We start from the raw sequence: 17,177 nt of genomic DNA, 5'->3' as shown, positions 1-17,177 counted from the left end.
GGTGCTCCTCGAAGCGGGGAATGGACGCGCATTCGATGCGATGAGCACGCAGTCTGCCGGCGCGGCGTTGACCCGACCCTGACTCGAAGATTACGAAACCGTTATCTGCGCCGGCGCGGCGGCATCGGCCGTGCGGCGGGCCGCGCGGCGCGATGCGGGCGGGCCGAACCGTCGCCGCCGACGGCGGTGCGCCGCTTCGTCCATATAATGTCCGGCGGCAAACCTTCGCTCATTCGCGTATCTCGCCGATTTCAGGAGCCAGACCGATGTCGTTGCGCACCGATGCAAACTTCTTCCACCTTCTTGCCGACTCGTATCGCCGGCTCGTGAACCGGCCGCTCGTGCCCGACGGCATGAGCGCATCCGACGGCGCCGCGTGGCTGTACGATGCGGCGCCGTTCGGCATCCTCGCGCACGACACGTCGGCCGATCCGGTGTTCGTGTACGGCAACAGGCGCGCGCAGGCGATTTTCGAATACGACTGGGATGAACTGACGGCGTTGCCGTCCCGTCTGTCGGCGGAGCCGATGGAGCGACACGAGCGCCAGGTGTTTCTCGACAAGGTGATGCGCGATGGCTTCGTGTCCGAATACCGCGGCGTGCGGGTGACGAAGTCCGGCAAGCGGTTCTGGATCGAACGCGCGACCGTGTGGCAGCTCATGGACGCAGACGGAATCGTGCACGGCCAGGCCGCGATGATTCCGGAAGTACGGCCGCTCGACGCGCCCGCATGAACGCGGCGATCGACCGGCATGCGCGTCGCGTCGCGGGCCCGCGCTATGTCCGGCGAACCGGGGCGGCCCGCCCACGACGCGCGCCGGCGCTCAGATGACAAAACCGTAATCGAAGCCTCACCTTCAGGAAAGCGCGCGAATCGCAGAATGAATCCAACTCTTCATCACATCGATGGGGAGCGGATGTCCGGCCTGATCTGCGGACGCGAACACGCCATCTTTGAGAGGTGAACATCATGAACAACCTGATTCGTGCAGTCCTGCTTTCCTGCGCACTGAGCGCACCGATCGTCGCATTTGCGCAAACCACCGACCATGCGCTCACACGGGCCGACGTGCGCGCCGATCTCGTCCGCGTCGAAAAGGCCGGTTATCGGCCGATCAGTAACGATCCGAACTATCCCGAAGACATCCAGGCCGCCGAGGCGAAGGTCGCCGTGCAGCAAGCGCAATCGGCCGCCGCACGGCCGAGCGTTGCCGCCAAGACCGCTGCGCCGTCGTTCGCATCGCTCGCGTCGCTCGACACGCAGGCTTTGTACGAGCATCACTGAACGCGGCTGTCGACCGCCGTCCGCAGCCCGGCGGCGGTTCCTTCAACGGACGGCACGCATGCCGCAGCGAGTCAGTTGTCGCCCTTCTCGAGCACGTTCTGCGTGAGCGCGATCGACGGAATCGTCGGCTTCAGCAACGCGCGGCGCGCGCGACGGCTCAGCCACTTCCAGCCGGCCACGAGCAGCAGCGCGACCAGCGGGATCGATGCGATCGTCCACGTCCCGTTCGGGTAGTCGAATGCCATCAACACCAGCACGCCGAGCAGGAACAGCAGCGTGAGCCACGACGTCACGGGCGCGCCGGGCATCCTGAACGATACGTCTTCCACGTCGCCGCGCCTGACCGCGGCGCGGAACTTCATCTGGCACACGACGATGAAGCCCCAGGTGCTGATGATGCCGAGCGACGCGATGTTCAGCACGATCTCGAACACGCTCGACGGCACGAGATAGTTGAGCAGCACGCCGACCACATAGATCGCGACCGTCACCAGAATGCCCGCGTACGGGACGGATTGCCCGCTCATCCGCGCGAGGAACGCGGGGGCCGAGCCGCCCATCGACAGCGAACGCAGAACCCGCCCCGTCGAATACAGGCCGGAATTGAGGCTCGACAGCGCGGCCGTCAGCACCACCAGGTTCATCACCGAGCCGATGCCCGGCACGCCGAGCGCGCCGAAGAACGTGACGAACGGGCTCTGGCCCGCCTTGTACGCACTCCACGGCAGCAGGCAGACCAGCAGAACGACCGATGCGACGTAGAAAATCGCGATGCGCCAGATCACGTTGTTGATCGCGCGCGGCAGCACCTTGCGCGCATCCTTGCATTCGCCGGCGGCCGTGCCGACCAGTTCGACGCCCGCGAACGCGAACACCACGCCCTGCACCAGCACCAGCGCCGGCATCAGTCCGTGCGGAAAGAACCCGCCGTTGTCGGTGATCAGATGCAGGCCGGTGCCATGGCCGGCCACCGGCATGCCCGTGCCGAGGATCGCCGCGCCGATCACGAGAAACAGCACGATCGCGGCGACCTTGATCAGCGCGAACCAGAACTCCATTTCCGCGAACCATTTCACGCCGATCAGGTTCATCGTCGCGACGATGCACAGCGCGACGAGCGCGAAGATCCACTGCGGCACGGCCGCGAACGGCGCCCAGTAATGCATGTAGAGCGCGACGGCGGTGATGTCGACGATGCCGGTCATCGCCCAGTTCAGGAAGTACATCCAGCCTGCGACGAACGACGCCTTTTCGCCGAGGAATTCGCGTGCGTACGACACGAAGCTGCCGCTGCTGGGGCGATGCATCACGAGCTCGCCGAGCGCGCGCAGGATCAGGAACGAAAACGCGCCGCAGACCAGATAGACGATCGCGAGCGCCGGGCCGGCGGCCTGCAGCCGGGCGCCGGCGCCGAGAAACAGCCCGGTGCCGATGGCCCCGCCGATCGCGATCATCTGCACCTGTCGATTGCCGAGGGTCTTGTGATAGCCGGCTTCGTGCGATTCGAGCCAGCTGCGTTTGTCGGTTTCGCCGGTTGTCGACGGGTCGGGAATCGATGCCATGACGGTATCCTCGCGCACGGATGGGATTGGATTCATCCCGATCGCGGACGATCGGGACCACCGGTACCGGGACCGGCGCGCGCAATCGGGCGCGCCCGTCCTGATGGCGATTCGTCGGACGTGACGAAAGGCACGGTACGTCGCGAACGTATTCAGCCGTAATTCCGGTCACAAACGGAATGCAAATTTGGACTGGGCCTGTTCGAATCCATGCATAGGGTTTCGGCGCCGGGTGAACCGGTTAGGTAATTTGGTGCGCCGGCGCGCGCTGCGGGGGCAATCGTTACCGACGGCGCCGGCTCATGCACCGAAATGAGGAATCCGGCTTGCCGAAAGGTCGCCGAAATTGCCGTCTCGCGCCGGTTCGGCAAGCGTTTCACGGCGATGGCCCGGTTTTTGCTGGTGTGGTGTCGGCCGCGCAACGGTTGCGCGCTGCCCGACGACATACCAGACAAGGAAGATTCACCGTGAGCCCGACGACCCGACCGTTCCCCCGACGCACCTGGCTGGCTGCGCTGCTTGCCGCCCCCGTGATCGCGCTGTTCGCCGCCGCGCCGGCCCACGCCGATGCGCTCGACACCATCGCGAAAAACGGCACGCTGCGCGTCGCGGTGCCCGAGGACTATCCGCCGTTCGGTTCGGTCGGCACGGACATGCAGCCGCAGGGCTACGACATCGACATGGCAGGACTCCTTGCCAAGGCGCTCGGCGTCAAGCTGAAGCTGGTGCCGGTGAACAGTGCGAACCGGATTCCGTACCTGACGACCAACAAGGTCGACATGGTGATCTCGTCGCTCGGCAAGACGCCGGAGCGCGAGAAGGTCATCGATTTCTCGAGCGCGTACGCGCCGTATTTCCAGGGCGTGTTCGGGCCGTCCGACGTGAAGGTGAGCACGCCCGCCGACCTCACCGGCAAGACGGTCGGCGCGACGCGCGGCGCGCTCGAGGAGATCGCGCTGTCGCAGCTCGCGCCGAACGCGACGATCAAGCGCTTCGAGGACAACAACGCGACGATCCAGGCGTTCCTGTCGGGGCAGGTCCAACTGATCGCGGCCGGCAACATCGTCGCGGCCGCGATTCTCGCGAAGAATCCGCCGCGCCGCCCCGAGGTCAAGTTCGTGATCAAGAATTCGCCGTGCTTCGTCGGCGTGAACAAGAACGAACCGCGCCTGCTCGCGAAGATCGACGATGCGATCGCGCATGCGAAGCAGGATGGCTCGCTCGGCGAGCTGTCGCGCAAGTGGCTCGGCCAGCCGCTGCCGGCCGGGCTGTGATGTATCGCAGTGCAGCCTGACACGTCGCCGCGGCCGGGATGCCCGGCGCGGCGCGTGTCGTTGTCCGAACCCGAATTTATCCGCTTCCCATGAGCTACCAGCTTCAATTCGGCGAACTCGCCGATTACGCCGGCGTGTTCGCGAGCGGCGCGGCGATCACGCTCGCGCTGACGGCGGTCGCGACCGTGCTCGGCGTGGCCGTCGGCGTGCTCGGCGCGGCCGCGTACAGTGCCGACGCGCGCGCGGCCGTGCGGTTGCGCCCGCTGATCGGCGCGTACGTCGAGGCGATTCGCAATACGCCGTTCGTCGTCCAGCTGTTCTTCATCTTCTTCGGCTTGCCGGCGCTCGGCGTGCACATCGACGAATACACGGCCGCGATCCTCGCGATGACGCTCAACCTCGGCGCGTACTCGGTCGAGATCGTGCGCGCGGGCGTGGCCGCCGTGCCGAAAGGGCATCTCGAGGCGGCGTCCGCGCTGGCGATGTCGCGCGCGCAGATGCTGCGCCACGTCGTGCTGCCGCAGGCGCTCGCCAAGGTGTTTCCCGCGCTGTCGAGCCAGATCGTGATCACGATGCTCGGTTCGGCGGTCGTGTCGCAGATCTCGGTGGCCGATCTGACCTATGCGGCCAGCTACATCCAGTCGCGCAACTTCCGCGCATTCGAGACGTACTTCGTGATCACGCTCGCGTATCTGGCGATGGCGCTGCTGATGCGCGCCACGCTCGGCGCGATGGGCCGCCGCCTGTTCTCCCGCCGCGTGCGAGGTGCGCGATGACCGATTTCACGTTCGGGCAGATTCTCGCGAACCTGCTGCTGGCCGCGCGCTGGACGATCGTGCTGTCGCTCGTGTCGTTCGTGACGGGCGGCCTCGTCGGCCTCGGGCTGCTCGTGATGCGCGTGTCGAATTCGACGGCGCTGCGCGGCGTCGCCAAGCTCTATATCGAAGTGTTCCAGGGCACGCCGTTGCTGATGCAGCTGTTCATCGTGTTCTTCGGGCTGCCGCTCGTCGGGCTCGACGTTTCGCCGTGGGTCGCGGCCACGGCCGGGCTCACGTTCTTCACCAGCGCCTATCTGGCGGAGATCTGGCGCGGCTGTGTCGAGGCGGTGCCGAAAGGGCAGTGGGAGGCGTCGGCCAGCCTGGCGATGAGTTATGTCGAGCAGTTGCGTCACGTGATCCTGCCGCAGGCCGCGCGCATCGCGATCGCGCCGACGGTCGGCTTCGGCGTGCAGGCGGTGAAGGATACGGCGCTCGTGTCGATCATCGGCTTCACCGAGCTGACGAAGGCCGGTATCGCGATCTCGAACGCGACGTTCCGGCCGTTCGTCGTGTACGGCCTCGTCGCGCTGATCTATTTCGCGCTCTGCTATCCGCTTACCCGTTATGCGCGCACGTTGCAAAGGAGATGGCATGCCGCTCGTTGAAACCCGGGGTCTCGAAAAGAACTTCGGCACCCATCATGTGCTCAAGGGCATCGATCTGTCCGTCGAGCGCGGGCAGGTCGTGTCGATCATCGGCCGCAGCGGCTCGGGCAAGAGCACGCTGCTGCGCACGCTCAACGGGCTCGAGAGCATCGATGCGGGCACGATCTCGGTCGACGGCGAACGCGTCGACGCCCGGCATGCGGACTTGCGTGCGCTGCGGCTGAAGGTCGGCATGGTGTTCCAGCAATACAACCTGTTTCCGCACCTGAGCGCCGGACAGAACGTGATGCTCGCGCAGTCGGTGGTGAAGAAGTCGCACCGCCAGCAGGCGCGCGCGATCGCGGAGCTGATGCTCGAGCGCGTCGGCCTCGGCGACAAGTTCGACGCGTTTCCGGAACACCTGTCGGGCGGCCAGCAGCAGCGCGTCGCGATCGCGCGTGCGCTCGCGATGAAGCCGAGCGTGCTGCTGTGCGACGAAATCACGTCGGCGCTCGATCCCGAGCTCGTCGGCGAGGTGCTGGGCGTGATCGAGCAGCTCGCGCGCGAGGACATGACGCTGATCATGGTCACGCACGAGATGAACTTCGCGCGTGCGGTGAGCGACAGGATCGTGTTCATGCACCAGGGGCGCGTGTGGGAGACCGGGACGGCCGACGAGATCTTCGAGCGTCCGCAGACGGTGGAATTGACGCGGTTCCTGGGCAGCGTGCGGAACCCGGAAACGGCTACGCGCTGACTGACACGGCCGTGCGGCCGGGCCGCGACCAGATGACAGGACCGTAATCGAAGCCTCACCTTCCGGAAAGCGCGCGAATCGCAGAATGGACACCACTCCTCATCGCATCGATGCGGAGCGGATGTCCGGCCTGATCTGCGGACGCGAACACGCCATCTCGAGAGGTGAACGTCATGAACAACCTGATTCGTGCAGTCCTGCTTTCCTGCGCACTGAGCGCACCCATCGCCGCATTTGCGCAAACCGCCGACCATGCGCTCACTCGGGCCGACGTGGTCGCCGGCCTGATTCAGGCGGAGCGCGACGGCACGCTGCCGACGTCGAACTGGGACTATCCGCCGAGCACGCAGACGGTCGCGCGCAATCGCGAGCTGTATGCGATCGCGCACGGCGAGCCGCGCACCGCGACGGCGAGCGTGGGAACGCCGGCGGCGGCGCCCGTCTCGACGGCGAGCGCGCAATGAAGGGGGCCACCGTATCGGCACGTGCGGCGGGCCTGGCGCTCGCCGCGTTGCTCGCGGCCCATGGCGCGCCGGCCGCCGCGCGCGGCCAGCCGCAACTGCCCGACGACGATGGCGGGCGTGCCAGCGTGCTGCGCGCGCTCGACCCGTCGAGCGAAACGCTGCGCCGGCCCGCCGACGCGCGGCCGGCCCACGTTCAGGCCGCGCCCATCAAGCGGGCGCCCAGCGCGATGCCGCGCGCGGCGATCACCGCGCTCGCGGCGCGCTGACGCGCGTCCCAACCCGCCAGCGCGGCGTCGAACCCGCGGTCGTGGCCGACTTCGCGCAGCGCTTGCGCGAGGCCGACCGCGTCGTCCGCCGCTTTCGCGACACCGGCCGCCGTGTGCGGGCGAACGAGGCACGCGGCGTCGCCCAGCAGCACCGCACGCCCCACCGCCATCCGGTCGACCGCGAGATCCTGGATCGCCTGCGCGAACGGCGCGGGTGTCGCGTCGACGAGCGCGGCGAGCGTCGGTGCGAGCATCCGGCCAGCGGCGTCGACGAGTTCCGCGCGGTTGTCGTCGCGCATCGCGCCGGGCGGCAGCGACCCGTCGCGCTGCGTGCCGTCGCGCGCAACGAACAGCGACCGCAGCCGGTCGGACGCGAGACGCCGGTACCAGACCCAGTTCACGCGCCGCTTGCCTGCTTCGGTCGCGCCGTCCGCACCGGGCACCAGATAGGTGAGGAACAGGTGCGCGTCGCCTTGCTGAAACGTGAAGCGCTCGCGCAGCAGATACAGCACCTGTTCGGGCAGCACCCGCTCGTCGACGAGCCCGCGCCAGGCGACATAGCCCGCATACGTCGGCCGCACGTCCGGCATCAACTGTGCACGCACCGCCGAGCGGCCGCCGTCCGCACCGATCAGCAGGTCGGCCGTCTCGGCGTGGCCGCTCGCGAAATGCGCGACGATGCGCTCGCCGTCCTGCTCGAATCGCTCGAACGCGTCGCCCGCACGGACGACGCCGGCCGGCAGCGCGCGCTTCAACGCCGTGTAGATCACGTTCCACGCGGTCTGCGTTTGCGGCATCGCGAAGCGTTGCACGATGCGGTCGTGCGCATCGACGTAGATCCGGTCGATCGAATCGACGGCGGCCTCGCGCGGCAGCGGTACGTTGCCGAATGCGAACGCCCGCTCGATCGGCGGCTGCAGCACGATGCCGCCGCCGCGGCTGTCCAGGTCGTGCGGTGATTGCTCGAATACGCCGACGTCCCAGCCGGCTGCGCGCAGTGCGGTCGCGGCGAACAGCCCGCCGACCGACCCGCCGACGATGACGGCCTTGCGGCCCGATCCGTGTTCCATCCGATGTCTCCCGATGATGGTCGAGCATAGGGCAAGCACCGGACGCAGCGGTTGAATCGTTCTGAAGCGGCCTGGGTGACAGCGTGACGCGTGCGCCGCCGCTCGTCCTCGGCGGCGTTTGGCGGGGGTGGCGGATGAGCCGGATGCCACGTGTTGCGGTGCGGCCGGCGTGCCGTTCAGGAATGCGTTGACCCGCCGTTCGATTTCGGCGTCGAGATCGTCGGGCACCGGCAATCCGCATACCCACTTGCGCGTGCCGAGACGGAAGAGGCTCGCGTGCAGGCTCCAGACCCGTTCGATTGCCGCGTTGCGCCGAGCTTCCGACACTGGCGTTGCTTCAGAAGAATTCAGTTTGCCGCCATGACTTTCAGGTGCGCGTCCCCTAGTCTTGCTACCGAACCGCCGCATGGGCCGGGCGCCGTCCGTCCAGGCATCGTGCCCGGCGAGCACGCGATCCCGTTCGTGCCGGCGCAAGTGCGACCGCCGGCCGCACAGGTCCAGGACGCGGGCTGCGCCGGCAAAACCACGGAAACCACGACATGCAACCTGGACAAGTAACGGCCGCCGGTGCGGCCGCGCCCGATCGCCTGCCCGGCGAGGACGTCTTTCTCGCGTCGATCGCAGGCTATGTCGACACGCTCGGCTTCGTCGCGCTGTTCGGCCTCTTCACCGCCCATGTGACCGGCAACTTCATCCTGATCGGCTCGGGCCTGGCCGGGGTCGGGCAGGGGCTGCTGATCAAGTGGCTCGCGTTTCCGGCGTTCATCGTCGGGATCGTGGCCGCGCGCCTGCTCGACCACCGGATGCGCGTGCGCGGTCACGGCGCGCGTGCCTGTTCGCTGTATGCATTGCAGGCGATCCTGCTCGCCGGCTTCATGTTCGCGGGGATCGCGGCGTCGCCGATCGGCAGCGCCGACGCGCCCGCGACGATCGTCTGCGGGCTGCTCGGCGCGGCGGCGATGGGCGTGCAGAACGCGCATGGCCGGCTGACCGCGCGCTCGGTGGTCGCCAACACGGTGATGACCGGCAACGTCACGCAGGCCGTCATCGATGCATTCGACTGGCTCGTGCCGATCGCCGCGCCGGCCGAACGGGACGCCGCCCGCGCGCGGCTGCAGCGCACGCTGCCGCCGGTGGCCGGTTTCGCGCTCGGCGCGGGCGCCGGCGCGACTGCGTACCTGTATGCCGCGTTCTGGGCGCTCGCGCTGCCGCTCGCGGTGCTGGGCTTTCTCACGTATCGATCCGCGCGCGCGGCCGAGCTGCAGGCCTCGCGCTGAACCCGTTTTCGCGCGCAGCGTGCCGCCGCGCGCCACCTTCAAGGAGAACCCGATGATTTCACTGAACCTGCGCCACGTGCTGCGCATGACGACCGCGTCGACGGCAATGCTCGCCGCGTTGCTGGCGGCCGCCCCGTCGCATGCCGACGAAACGCATCTGGACGACACGGCGCGCCAGCCGGCCGCCGCGCGCTTCCCGGCGGTGGCGGTCGGCCCGCAGTACGACACGACGCACGTGTGCGTGGCGCCGGAAGACTTCGACCGCTTCACCGACAGCTTCGTCGCGACGTTCGGCGGCAAGAAGTCGAAGCAGGGCGTGTTCCAGGTCACGCCGACGCCGAGCCAGACGATGTCGCAACTGGTGCTCACGCCGGTCGGCACGATCTCGGTGTTCGGCTTCAAGACGCCGATCCCGTATCCGTTCTGCGAGGAGCGCACCGGCTATCTGGTGACCGACATGGACATGGCCGTGAAGTCGGCGCGTGCGCATGGCGCGGACGTGGTCGTCGCGACGTTCCCCGATCCGATCGGGCGCGACGCGATCATCAGCTGGCCGGGCGGCGTGAACATGCAGCTGTACTGGCACACGCAGGCGCCGAATTACGACCCGCTGCAGACGGTGCCGGAAAACCGCGTGTACGTGTCGCCGGAACGCGCGAGCAAGCTCGCGCACGACTTCGCCGCGTTCTCGCACGGCAAGATCGTATCGGACGTGCGCAAGGCGCCGGGCATCGAGATCGGCCGGCCGAACGACACGTACCGCCGCATTCGTATCGAATCGGGCTTCGGCAAGATGACGGTGCTCGCGACGGACGGCCATCTGCCTTACCCGTTCGGGCGCGAGATGACCGGCTATGAAGTCGCCGACCTGGCCGCGACGCTGGAGAAGGCGAAGGCAGCCGGCGTGACCGTGCTCGTGCCGCCGTTCACGTCGGACGGCCGTGACGCGGCGCTCGTGCAGTTCCCGGGCGGCTACGTCGCCGAGATCCACGCACGGTCGAAATAACGGTGCGCCGGCCGATCAAACCATCGTGGCGCGGCACGCTGCCGGGTGTCGTGCTGGCCGGCGGCGTCGCGCTGCATGCCGGGACGGCGGCCGGTGCCGATGCGCCGGCAGCCGCAGCCGCAGCCGCAGCCGCTCAGCCGCAGGCGCCGGCGGCCGCGAGCACCGCCGTGTCGTGCACCGCGAAGCGTCCGACCGTGCTGTTCAACCGCTGGCAGGAGGACTGGTCGGTGCTCGCGAACCCGTGCGTGCCGCGCAAGCCGTTCGACGCACTGAAATACGTGCCGCTCGGCGACGACCCGTCGACCTACCTGTCGCTCGGCGTGAACCTGCGCGAGCGTTTCGAGCTGAACAACGCGCCGCTGTTCGGCCTCGGCTCCGCGCACGACGACAACTACGTGATCCAGCGCACGAACGTGCATGCGGACCTGCGCTATCGCGGCTTTCTGCAGGCGTTCGTGCAGTTCGTCGATGCGCGGCCGTTCGGGAAGAATACGGTCGGCCCGGTCGACAAGGACCAGCTCGACATCGAGCAGGCGTTCGTCGCGTATGTGGACCAGATCGGCCCCGGCACGTTGAAGACGCGGGTCGGCCGGCAGGAGATGGCGTTCGACTTGCAACGCTTCGTGTCGGTGCGCGACGGCCCGAACGTGCGGCAGGCGTTCGACGCGTTGTGGGCCGATTACGAAATCGGCAAGTGGCGGCTGATCGGCTACGTGACGCGCCCGGTGCAGTATCGCGACGCGGCCGCGTTCGACGACGTGTCGAACCGGCACCTGCGATTCGACGGCGTGCGCGTCGAGCGCAACGGCACGGGGCCCGGCGACCTGTCCGCGTACTGGTCGCGCTACACGCGCGACAACGCGCGCTTTCCGGATGCGTCGGGCACCGAGCGGCGCGACGTGTTCGACATGCGTTACGCGGGCAAGGCCGACGGGCTCGACTGGGACGTCGAGGCGATGCTGCAGACGGGCCACGTCGGGCAGGACACGGTGGGCGCGTGGGCGTTCGGCGCGCTGGGCGGCTATACGTTCGCGAAGACGGCCGGCACGCCGCGCATCGGCATCCAGATCGACGGCGCGTCGGGCGATGCTCACCCGGGCGATCGGCGCGTCGGCACGTTCAACCCGATGTTTCCGAACGGCTATTACTTCACGCTCGCCGGTTACACCGGATACAGCAACCTGATCCACGTGAAGCCTTCGCTGACCTTCAAGCCCGCCAGCTCGGTCACGGTGCTCACCGCCGTCGGCTTCCAGTGGCGGCAGACGACGGCCGATGCGATCTACGGGCAGGGCATGTCGGCCGTGCCGGGCACGGCGGGCAAGGGCGGCTCGTGGACGGGGATGTACGCGCAGGCTCGCGTGGACTGGCTCGTCAATGCGAACACGGCCCTGGCCGTCGAGGCGGTGCACTTCCAGCTTGCCGATTCGATTCGCGCGCTGGGCGCGCGCAATGCCGACTATGTCGGCGTGGAAGCGAAGTTCGGTTGGTAACGCGGCGCGCGCCGCCGCTTCTGTCAGGGCGGCGCGCGCGTGACCGAACGACGCCAGGTACGGGGCAGGTAGCCCCACGACCTGCGCCAATGCGTCGTTCAGACGCTATTGATCGGAACAGGAAAAGTCGCAAATGGCCCCGATCTCGGCGAATGTCGGGGCGGCGTGCCGATCGGATGCGGAGCATGCGTCATACGTCGCCCGAGACATCGTCCGGGCAGCCAATGGCGCTGCCGTCGGGCGATCGCAGAAAACGCGGCGTCACGCCGGCGCGGTGAGCCGGTCGACGAGGTCCCGGCGATCAAGTTGCTCGACCCACCAATGTAGCGCCCGGCCAGCCTCGTCGGCACGCCACGCGATATAGCAATGGGTCGTGTCGCGCATGCCTGTGACCTCACGTGCGACGAGCCTGCCTTGCGCGATCGCGGGCGTTGCAATGCAGTCCGGCAGCGTGCCCACCGCGAGTCCTTCGCATTGCGCGGCCAGTTTCGCGGCGAGCGTCGGCACGGCAAGATACGCTTGCCCGGCATCGACGGCGACCGAGCGCGGTTGCAGTTCGCGGGACGTGTCGGAGATCACCGCGGCGCGATACGCGACGACGGACGACATCGACAGCGGTTCGGGCAGGGCGGCGAGCGGATGGGATGGGGCGACCGCGAATACGTGCCTGAGCGTGCCGATCGGATGGGCCACGATGTCCGGCAGCTCCGGGGGCTCACCCGCTGCGCCGACGACCAGATCGGCGCGCCGCGAAACGAGCGCATCCCAGGTGCCGCCGAGCACTTCGGTGGACAGTCGCAGCCGCGTGTCCATTTCAAGGTCGTAGAACGCGTGCACGTATGGCCACATCGTGTCCAAAGGCAGGATCTCCGCGATGCAGATGCGGACCTCTGTTTCCCAACCTTGCTGCGCGCGTTGCGCTTTGCGTTCCAGCTGTTCGGCGGCGCGCAGCAGCCGACGGCCTTCTTCGACGACCACGCGGCCCGCGTGCGTGAGCCTGGCGCGACGCCCGCTGCGATCGAACAACGCGACGCCGAGGTCACTCTCGAGCTTCTGGACGAGGTACGTCAGTGCGGACGGCACGCGGTGCATCAACTCCGCGGCGTCGGCGAACGTACCGGTGCGGTCGATCGCGTCCAGTGCCTCGAGTGCTTCGAAGGACAGCTTCATGTCGAATCTCACTGCGAAAGAGACATCGGGCGGCCAACTTCAGGCTGACTGCGGTGTATCCGATCCCGTTTGGATGCGGTTCATCGACGAACGTCTTGACGCACTCGCAAGCGCCCCGGCCGTCCCGGTCGCATTCGCTGGAGCCTTCGGATCACGTCGGCGTCGATTCGCGGCGCTTCGCGGCAGCGTCAGGCGCATGGGCGCCCGGCAGCGCACCGAACATGTGCTGGCTGCACTTCGCTTCGCGCCATGCGGTTCCCAGCCGGATTCCGCCGAACATCCGTCGCGCGAGCGGAAGGATCTGTTCGCCGGCCAGGATGCCGAGCAGGCCCGCCAGCGCGACGGCGGGCGGCGCCGGCGATTGCACGCCGATCAGCGCGTAAACGATGCCGGCGAGGATGCCGGCGAACAGCGAAGCAGAGTACGGTTTCATAGGTTTGAAATGGCGAGACGACAGTAAAAAATATGGATAACTACCGATCTGGCGTCGATCCGAATTTCCTGGGTCAGCCTATCAGTTCTGCATGTTCGTTGTGGGTCCATTCAATGAAATTCAGATCTTTTCAGCCTGGATTCATGAAGGTCGCGAGAATCAGAACAATTAATTGGTGTGGTCGCTCATTAGCCTGTTGAATGATGGTGGCCGGCTGTCGAGCCTTCCGACCAGCGCGTTCGACGCGTCGCGGATTCGTCGGCCCGGCGAGCCTCATTTCTCCCTGCGTCAAAGGACATCACCGCCATGAGCAACCCGAAGCTTGAAGTACTTACCCCGCACAACAGCCAGCTGATCTTCATCGATCAGCAGCCGCAGATGGCGTTCGGCGTGCAGTCGATCGATCGCCAGACGTTGAAGAACAACGTCGTCGGGCTCGCGAAGGCCGCGAAGGTCTTCAACATCCCGACCACGATCACGACGGTCGAAAGCGACAGCTTCTCCGGTCACACGTATCCGGAGCTGCTCGACGTGTTCCCGAACCAGAAGACGCTCGAACGCACGTCGATGAATTCGTGGGACGACCAGAAGGTGCGCGACGCGCTGGCCGCTAACGGCCGCAAGAAGGTGATCGTGTCCGGCCTGTGGACCGAAGTCTGCAACACGACGTTCGCGCTGTGCGCGATGCTCGAAGGCGACTACGAAATCTACATGGTCGCCGACGCGTCGGGCGGCACCACGCAGGCTGCGCACGACTTCGCGATGCAGCGCATGGTGCAGGCGGGCGTCGTGCCCGTCACGTGGCAGCAGGTGCTGCTCGAATGGCAGCGCGACTGGGCGCACCGCGAGACGTACGACGCCGTGATGGCGATCGCGAAGGAGCATTCGGGCGCGTACGGGATGGGCGTCGACTACGCGTACACGATGGTCCACAAGGCCGCGCCGCGCACCGCGACGCCGCACGAGTCGATCGCGCCCGTTCCGGCGAAGTAAGCGCAGAGGGCCAGCGATCGCTAAAGCCGGTGCGGCGGGTTCGATTCGAACGCGCCGCATTGGCTTCATTGCGCGGGTGGCGGACGTGATCGAAACACGCATGCCGCCCGCAGCAGGCTGATTGGAAGACGGCCCTTGCATTCGAATTTTCCGGGAGATTCATCGCATGGAACCTTATCTGGTTTCCCTTGGTGCGGGCCTGCTGATCGGTGTGATTTACAGCGCCATCAAGGTTCGCTCTCCCGCACCGCCGCTGATTGCGCTGGTCGGGTTGCTCGGCATGCTGATCGGCGTGCAAGCCTTGCCCACCGTGAAACAGCTGCTTGGCTTCTGATCAATTAGAGGTGATGCATATGACCGCAACCGTGACCCAGCCGGATCTGATCCTGCACAACGGCAGATTCACGACGCTCGACCGCGCGAACCCCGTCGCGACGGCTGTCGCGATTGCCGCCGGCCGCTTCGTCGCCGTCGGCAGCGACGCGGACGTGATGCCGCTCGCGGGCCGCGCGACGAAGGTGGTCGATCTCGGCGGCCGTGGCGTACTGCCGGGCCTGATCGACAACCACTGCCACGTGATTCGCGGCGGCCTGAACTACAACATGGAGCTGCGTTGGGACGGCGTGCCCTCGCTCGCGGTCGCGATGGAAATGCTCAAGCGCCAGGTGGCCGTGACGCCCGCACCGCAGTGGGTCCGCGTGGTCGGCGGCTTCACCGAGCATCAATTCGTGGAGAAACGTCTCCCGACGATCGACGAACTCAATGCCGCCGCGCCGGACACCCCGGTTTTCATCCTGCACCTGTACGATCGCGCGCTGCTGAACGCGGCCGCGCTGCGTGTCGTCGGCTACACGAAGGACACGCCGGAGCCGCCGGGTGGCACCATCGTCCGCGATGCCACCGGCAACCCGACCGGCCTGCTGCTTGCGAACCCGAACGCGACGATCCTCTACGCGACGCTCGCGAGGGGCCCGAAGCTGCCGTTCGAGTATCAATACAATTCGACGCGCCATTTCATGCGCGAGCTGAACCGGCTCGGCGTGACGGGCGTGATCGACGCGGGCGGCGGCTCGCAGAATTACCCCGACGATTACGAGGTGATCCGCAAGTTGCACGACACGGGTGAGATGACGATCCGGATCGCCTACAACTTGTTCACGCAGAAGCCGAACGCGGAGAAGGAAGACTTCGTGAACTGGACGAAGAGCGTCAAGTACCACGACGGCACCGACTACTTCCGCAATAACGGCGCGGGCGAGATGCTGGCGTTTTCCGCGGCCGACTTCGAAGACTTCCGGGTGGCACGCCCGGACCTGCCCGACCAGATGGAGGATGATCTCGAGGGCGTCGTGCGCGTGCTCGCGGAAAACCGTTGGCCGTGGCGCATGCACGCGACCTACGACGAGACCATCAGCCGCGCGCTCGACGTGTTCGAAAAGGTGAACGAGGACATCCCGCTCGACGGGCTGAACTGGTTCTTCGATCATGCGGAAACCATCACCGAGAAATCGATGGACCGGATCGCCGCGCTCGGCGGCGGCATCGCGGTGCAGCACCGGATGGCGTACCAGGGCGAATACTTCGTCGAGCGCTACGGCGCGCAGGCAGCCGAAGCGACGCCGCCGGTCGCGAAGATGCTGTCGAAAGGCCTCAAGGTCTCGGCCGGCACCGACGCGACGCGCGTCGCGTCGTACAACCCGTGGGTGTCGCTTGCATGGCTCGTCAGCGGCAAGACGGTCGGCGGCCTGCGGATGTACCCGCAGCGCAACCTGCTCGATCGGGAGACGGCACTGCGCATGTGGACCGAGTACGTGACGTGGTTCTCGAACGAAGAGGGCAAGAAAGGGCGCATCGCGGTGGGGCAGCTTGCCGACCTGGTGGTCCCGGATCGCGATTTCTTCGCGTGTGCCGAGGACGACATCGCCGGCACGACTGCTCTGCTGACGGTCGTGGACGGAAAGATCGTGTGGGGCGCGGGGCCGTTCCAGTCGTACGATGCTCCGATCCCGCCGGCGATGCCCGACTGGTCGCCCGTGCGCGAGTTCGGCGGCTATGGCGGCTGGGGCGCGACGCAGCGCGCCGGCGCGCCGCTGCAACGGGCGGCCGCCGCTGCGATGTGCGGTTGCGCGAACGCGTGCAACGTTCACCAGCACGCGCACGCGAGCGCATGGGCAAGTGCGCTGCCGACGTCGGACGCAAAGGGCTTCTGGGGCGCGTTCGGCTGCTCGTGCTGGGCGGTCTGATACGGCGACGCTGACCGATGCGGCTTAGGCGGGACCCGGCTGGCAGTCGTCCCGCAATTCGGTGACGATACGACGGCCGGGATAAAGCGATGAGCCCGCTCCATCTACGAAGAAGGTGGATGGAGCGGGCTGCTGCCTTCGCAATATGTCGGATCAGGCAAATGGCGGCATGCGCCGCCAGGGCGACACGTCGCGCCGGGATGCCGAGGCGTCCGGCGCACGGCGTCTGTCGAGATTCACTTGACTTGGTTTCGACCTGCTGGCCGTACACTGCCTACCGGCAAACCCGCTCATTCAATGTTGAATTCGCGGTTCACTCAACGTTGGACTATCTGCTTTGCCGTTCATTCAGCCTTGAACTTTCAAGGGCAGCTTGGCCTGTTCGCTCACGGCCGACCGGCTCTCATCGAACCACAACCGCCACTCACCAATGTCATAAGACACCGGGGGCAGATTTTCTGCCGGGGACGGCGTGCCGAGTG

Annotated in this window: 18 protein-coding genes; 14 read left to right on the top strand and 4 right to left on the bottom strand. The window is 67.0% G+C overall.

Features of this window, described 5'->3' with window-relative positions; all coding sequences use genetic code 11:
* Window positions 1–266 precede the first annotated feature (266 nt).
* Both C5O79_RS06395 and C5O79_RS06390 read left to right on the top strand, forming a co-directional pair.
* Window positions 267–734, top strand: coding sequence for an MEKHLA domain-containing protein (locus C5O79_RS06395; protein ID WP_047852786.1), 468 nt, complete (start codon window positions 267–269; stop codon window positions 732–734).
* 236 nt (window positions 735–970) lie between these two features.
* Entirely contained in the window at window positions 971–1,285 is a 315-nt protein-coding gene (locus C5O79_RS06390; protein WP_122479120.1) for a DUF4148 domain-containing protein, read from the top strand.
* 71 nt (window positions 1,286–1,356) lie between these two features.
* Here the strand turns inward: C5O79_RS06390 and ansP are convergent, their stop codons facing one another.
* Window positions 1,357–2,847, bottom strand: coding sequence for an L-asparagine permease (gene ansP, locus C5O79_RS06385; protein ID WP_046546695.1), 1,491 nt, complete (start codon window positions 2,845–2,847; stop codon window positions 1,357–1,359).
* Between the two features lie 467 nt (window positions 2,848–3,314).
* On the opposite strand from ansP, the gene C5O79_RS06380 reads away from it, so the two are divergent.
* From C5O79_RS06380 to C5O79_RS06355, 6 genes are all read left to right on the top strand, one after another.
* Window positions 3,315–4,121, top strand: a complete 807-nt coding sequence (locus C5O79_RS06380) for a transporter substrate-binding domain-containing protein (protein ID WP_039362642.1) — start codon at window positions 3,315–3,317, stop codon at window positions 4,119–4,121.
* An 89-nt stretch (window positions 4,122–4,210) separates the two neighbouring features.
* Window positions 4,211–4,897 (top strand): amino acid ABC transporter permease, encoded by a 687-nt coding sequence (locus C5O79_RS06375; protein WP_039362643.1) that lies wholly within the window; start codon window positions 4,211–4,213, stop codon window positions 4,895–4,897.
* On the top strand, window positions 4,894–5,544 hold the full coding sequence (locus C5O79_RS06370) for an amino acid ABC transporter permease (protein ID WP_131931266.1): 651 nt from the start codon (window positions 4,894–4,896) through the stop codon (window positions 5,542–5,544). Before C5O79_RS06375 ends, C5O79_RS06370 begins: the two co-directional genes overlap by 4 nt.
* Window positions 5,531–6,280, top strand: a complete 750-nt coding sequence (locus C5O79_RS06365) for an amino acid ABC transporter ATP-binding protein (protein WP_039362646.1) — start codon at window positions 5,531–5,533, stop codon at window positions 6,278–6,280. The genes C5O79_RS06370 and C5O79_RS06365 overlap by 14 nt, the downstream gene beginning before the upstream one ends.
* Window positions 6,281–6,453: 173 nt before the next feature.
* A complete protein-coding gene (locus C5O79_RS06360; RefSeq protein ID WP_131931264.1) occupies window positions 6,454–6,744 on the top strand; it encodes a DUF4148 domain-containing protein in 291 nt (96 codons plus the stop codon).
* Entirely contained in the window at window positions 6,741–7,010 is a 270-nt protein-coding gene (locus C5O79_RS06355) for a hypothetical protein (RefSeq protein ID WP_047852783.1), read from the top strand. Before C5O79_RS06360 ends, C5O79_RS06355 begins: the two co-directional genes overlap by 4 nt.
* Here the strand turns inward: C5O79_RS06355 and C5O79_RS06350 are convergent.
* Entirely contained in the window at window positions 6,938–8,080 is a 1,143-nt protein-coding gene (locus C5O79_RS06350; protein WP_124494078.1) for an FAD binding domain-containing protein, read from the bottom strand. The genes C5O79_RS06355 and C5O79_RS06350 overlap by 73 nt on opposite strands.
* A gap of 539 nt (window positions 8,081–8,619) precedes the next feature.
* On the opposite strand from C5O79_RS06350, the gene C5O79_RS06345 reads away from it, so the two are divergent.
* From C5O79_RS06345 to C5O79_RS06335, 3 genes are read left to right on the top strand one after another with little or no spacing between them, the layout of a single operon-like run.
* Complete coding sequence (locus C5O79_RS06345; protein ID WP_131931262.1) at window positions 8,620–9,357, top strand: YoaK family protein; 738 nt, start codon at window positions 8,620–8,622, stop codon at window positions 9,355–9,357.
* Between the two features lie 52 nt (window positions 9,358–9,409).
* Complete coding sequence (locus C5O79_RS06340; protein WP_046546702.1) at window positions 9,410–10,363, top strand: glyoxalase; 954 nt, start codon at window positions 9,410–9,412, stop codon at window positions 10,361–10,363.
* Window positions 10,364–10,377: 14 nt separating this feature from the next.
* Window positions 10,378–11,856, top strand: coding sequence for an alginate export family protein (locus tag C5O79_RS06335; protein WP_131931290.1), 1,479 nt, complete (start codon window positions 10,378–10,380; stop codon window positions 11,854–11,856).
* A 261-nt stretch (window positions 11,857–12,117) separates the two neighbouring features.
* On the opposite strand, the gene C5O79_RS06330 is transcribed toward C5O79_RS06335, so the two are convergent.
* Window positions 12,118–13,026: a LysR family transcriptional regulator gene (locus C5O79_RS06330; RefSeq protein ID WP_131931260.1), complete on the bottom strand. Its 909-nt coding sequence runs from the start codon at window positions 13,024–13,026 to the stop codon at window positions 12,118–12,120.
* Between the two features lie 151 nt (window positions 13,027–13,177).
* The gene (locus C5O79_RS06325) at window positions 13,178–13,459 is read right to left on the bottom strand and encodes a XapX domain-containing protein (RefSeq protein WP_047852778.1); all 282 of its coding nucleotides are present in this window, start codon (window positions 13,457–13,459) and stop codon (window positions 13,178–13,180) included.
* A 306-nt stretch (window positions 13,460–13,765) separates the two neighbouring features.
* Between C5O79_RS06325 and C5O79_RS06320 the strand changes: the two genes are divergently transcribed.
* The 3 genes from C5O79_RS06320 to C5O79_RS06310 all read left to right on the top strand — a co-directional run bounded on the left by C5O79_RS06320 (window position 13,766) and on the right by C5O79_RS06310 (window position 16,695).
* On the top strand, window positions 13,766–14,452 hold the full coding sequence (locus C5O79_RS06320) for a hydrolase (protein ID WP_046546706.1): 687 nt from the start codon (window positions 13,766–13,768) through the stop codon (window positions 14,450–14,452).
* 166 nt (window positions 14,453–14,618) lie between these two features.
* On the top strand, window positions 14,619–14,786 hold the full coding sequence (locus C5O79_RS06315) for a DUF1427 family protein (protein ID WP_039362659.1): 168 nt from the start codon (window positions 14,619–14,621) through the stop codon (window positions 14,784–14,786).
* Window positions 14,787–14,805: 19 nt separating this feature from the next.
* Entirely contained in the window at window positions 14,806–16,695 is a 1,890-nt protein-coding gene (locus C5O79_RS06310; RefSeq protein WP_122478915.1) for an amidohydrolase, read from the top strand.
* Window positions 16,696–17,177: the final 482 nt, after the last annotated feature.

The organism is Burkholderia sp. SRS-25, from assembly GCF_004343765.1.
GTDB lineage: Bacteria > Pseudomonadota > Gammaproteobacteria > Burkholderiales > Burkholderiaceae > Burkholderia > Burkholderia contaminans.
The sequence above is the reverse complement of the archived record's forward strand: the minus strand, read 5'-3'. Positions and strand labels throughout refer to the sequence as shown.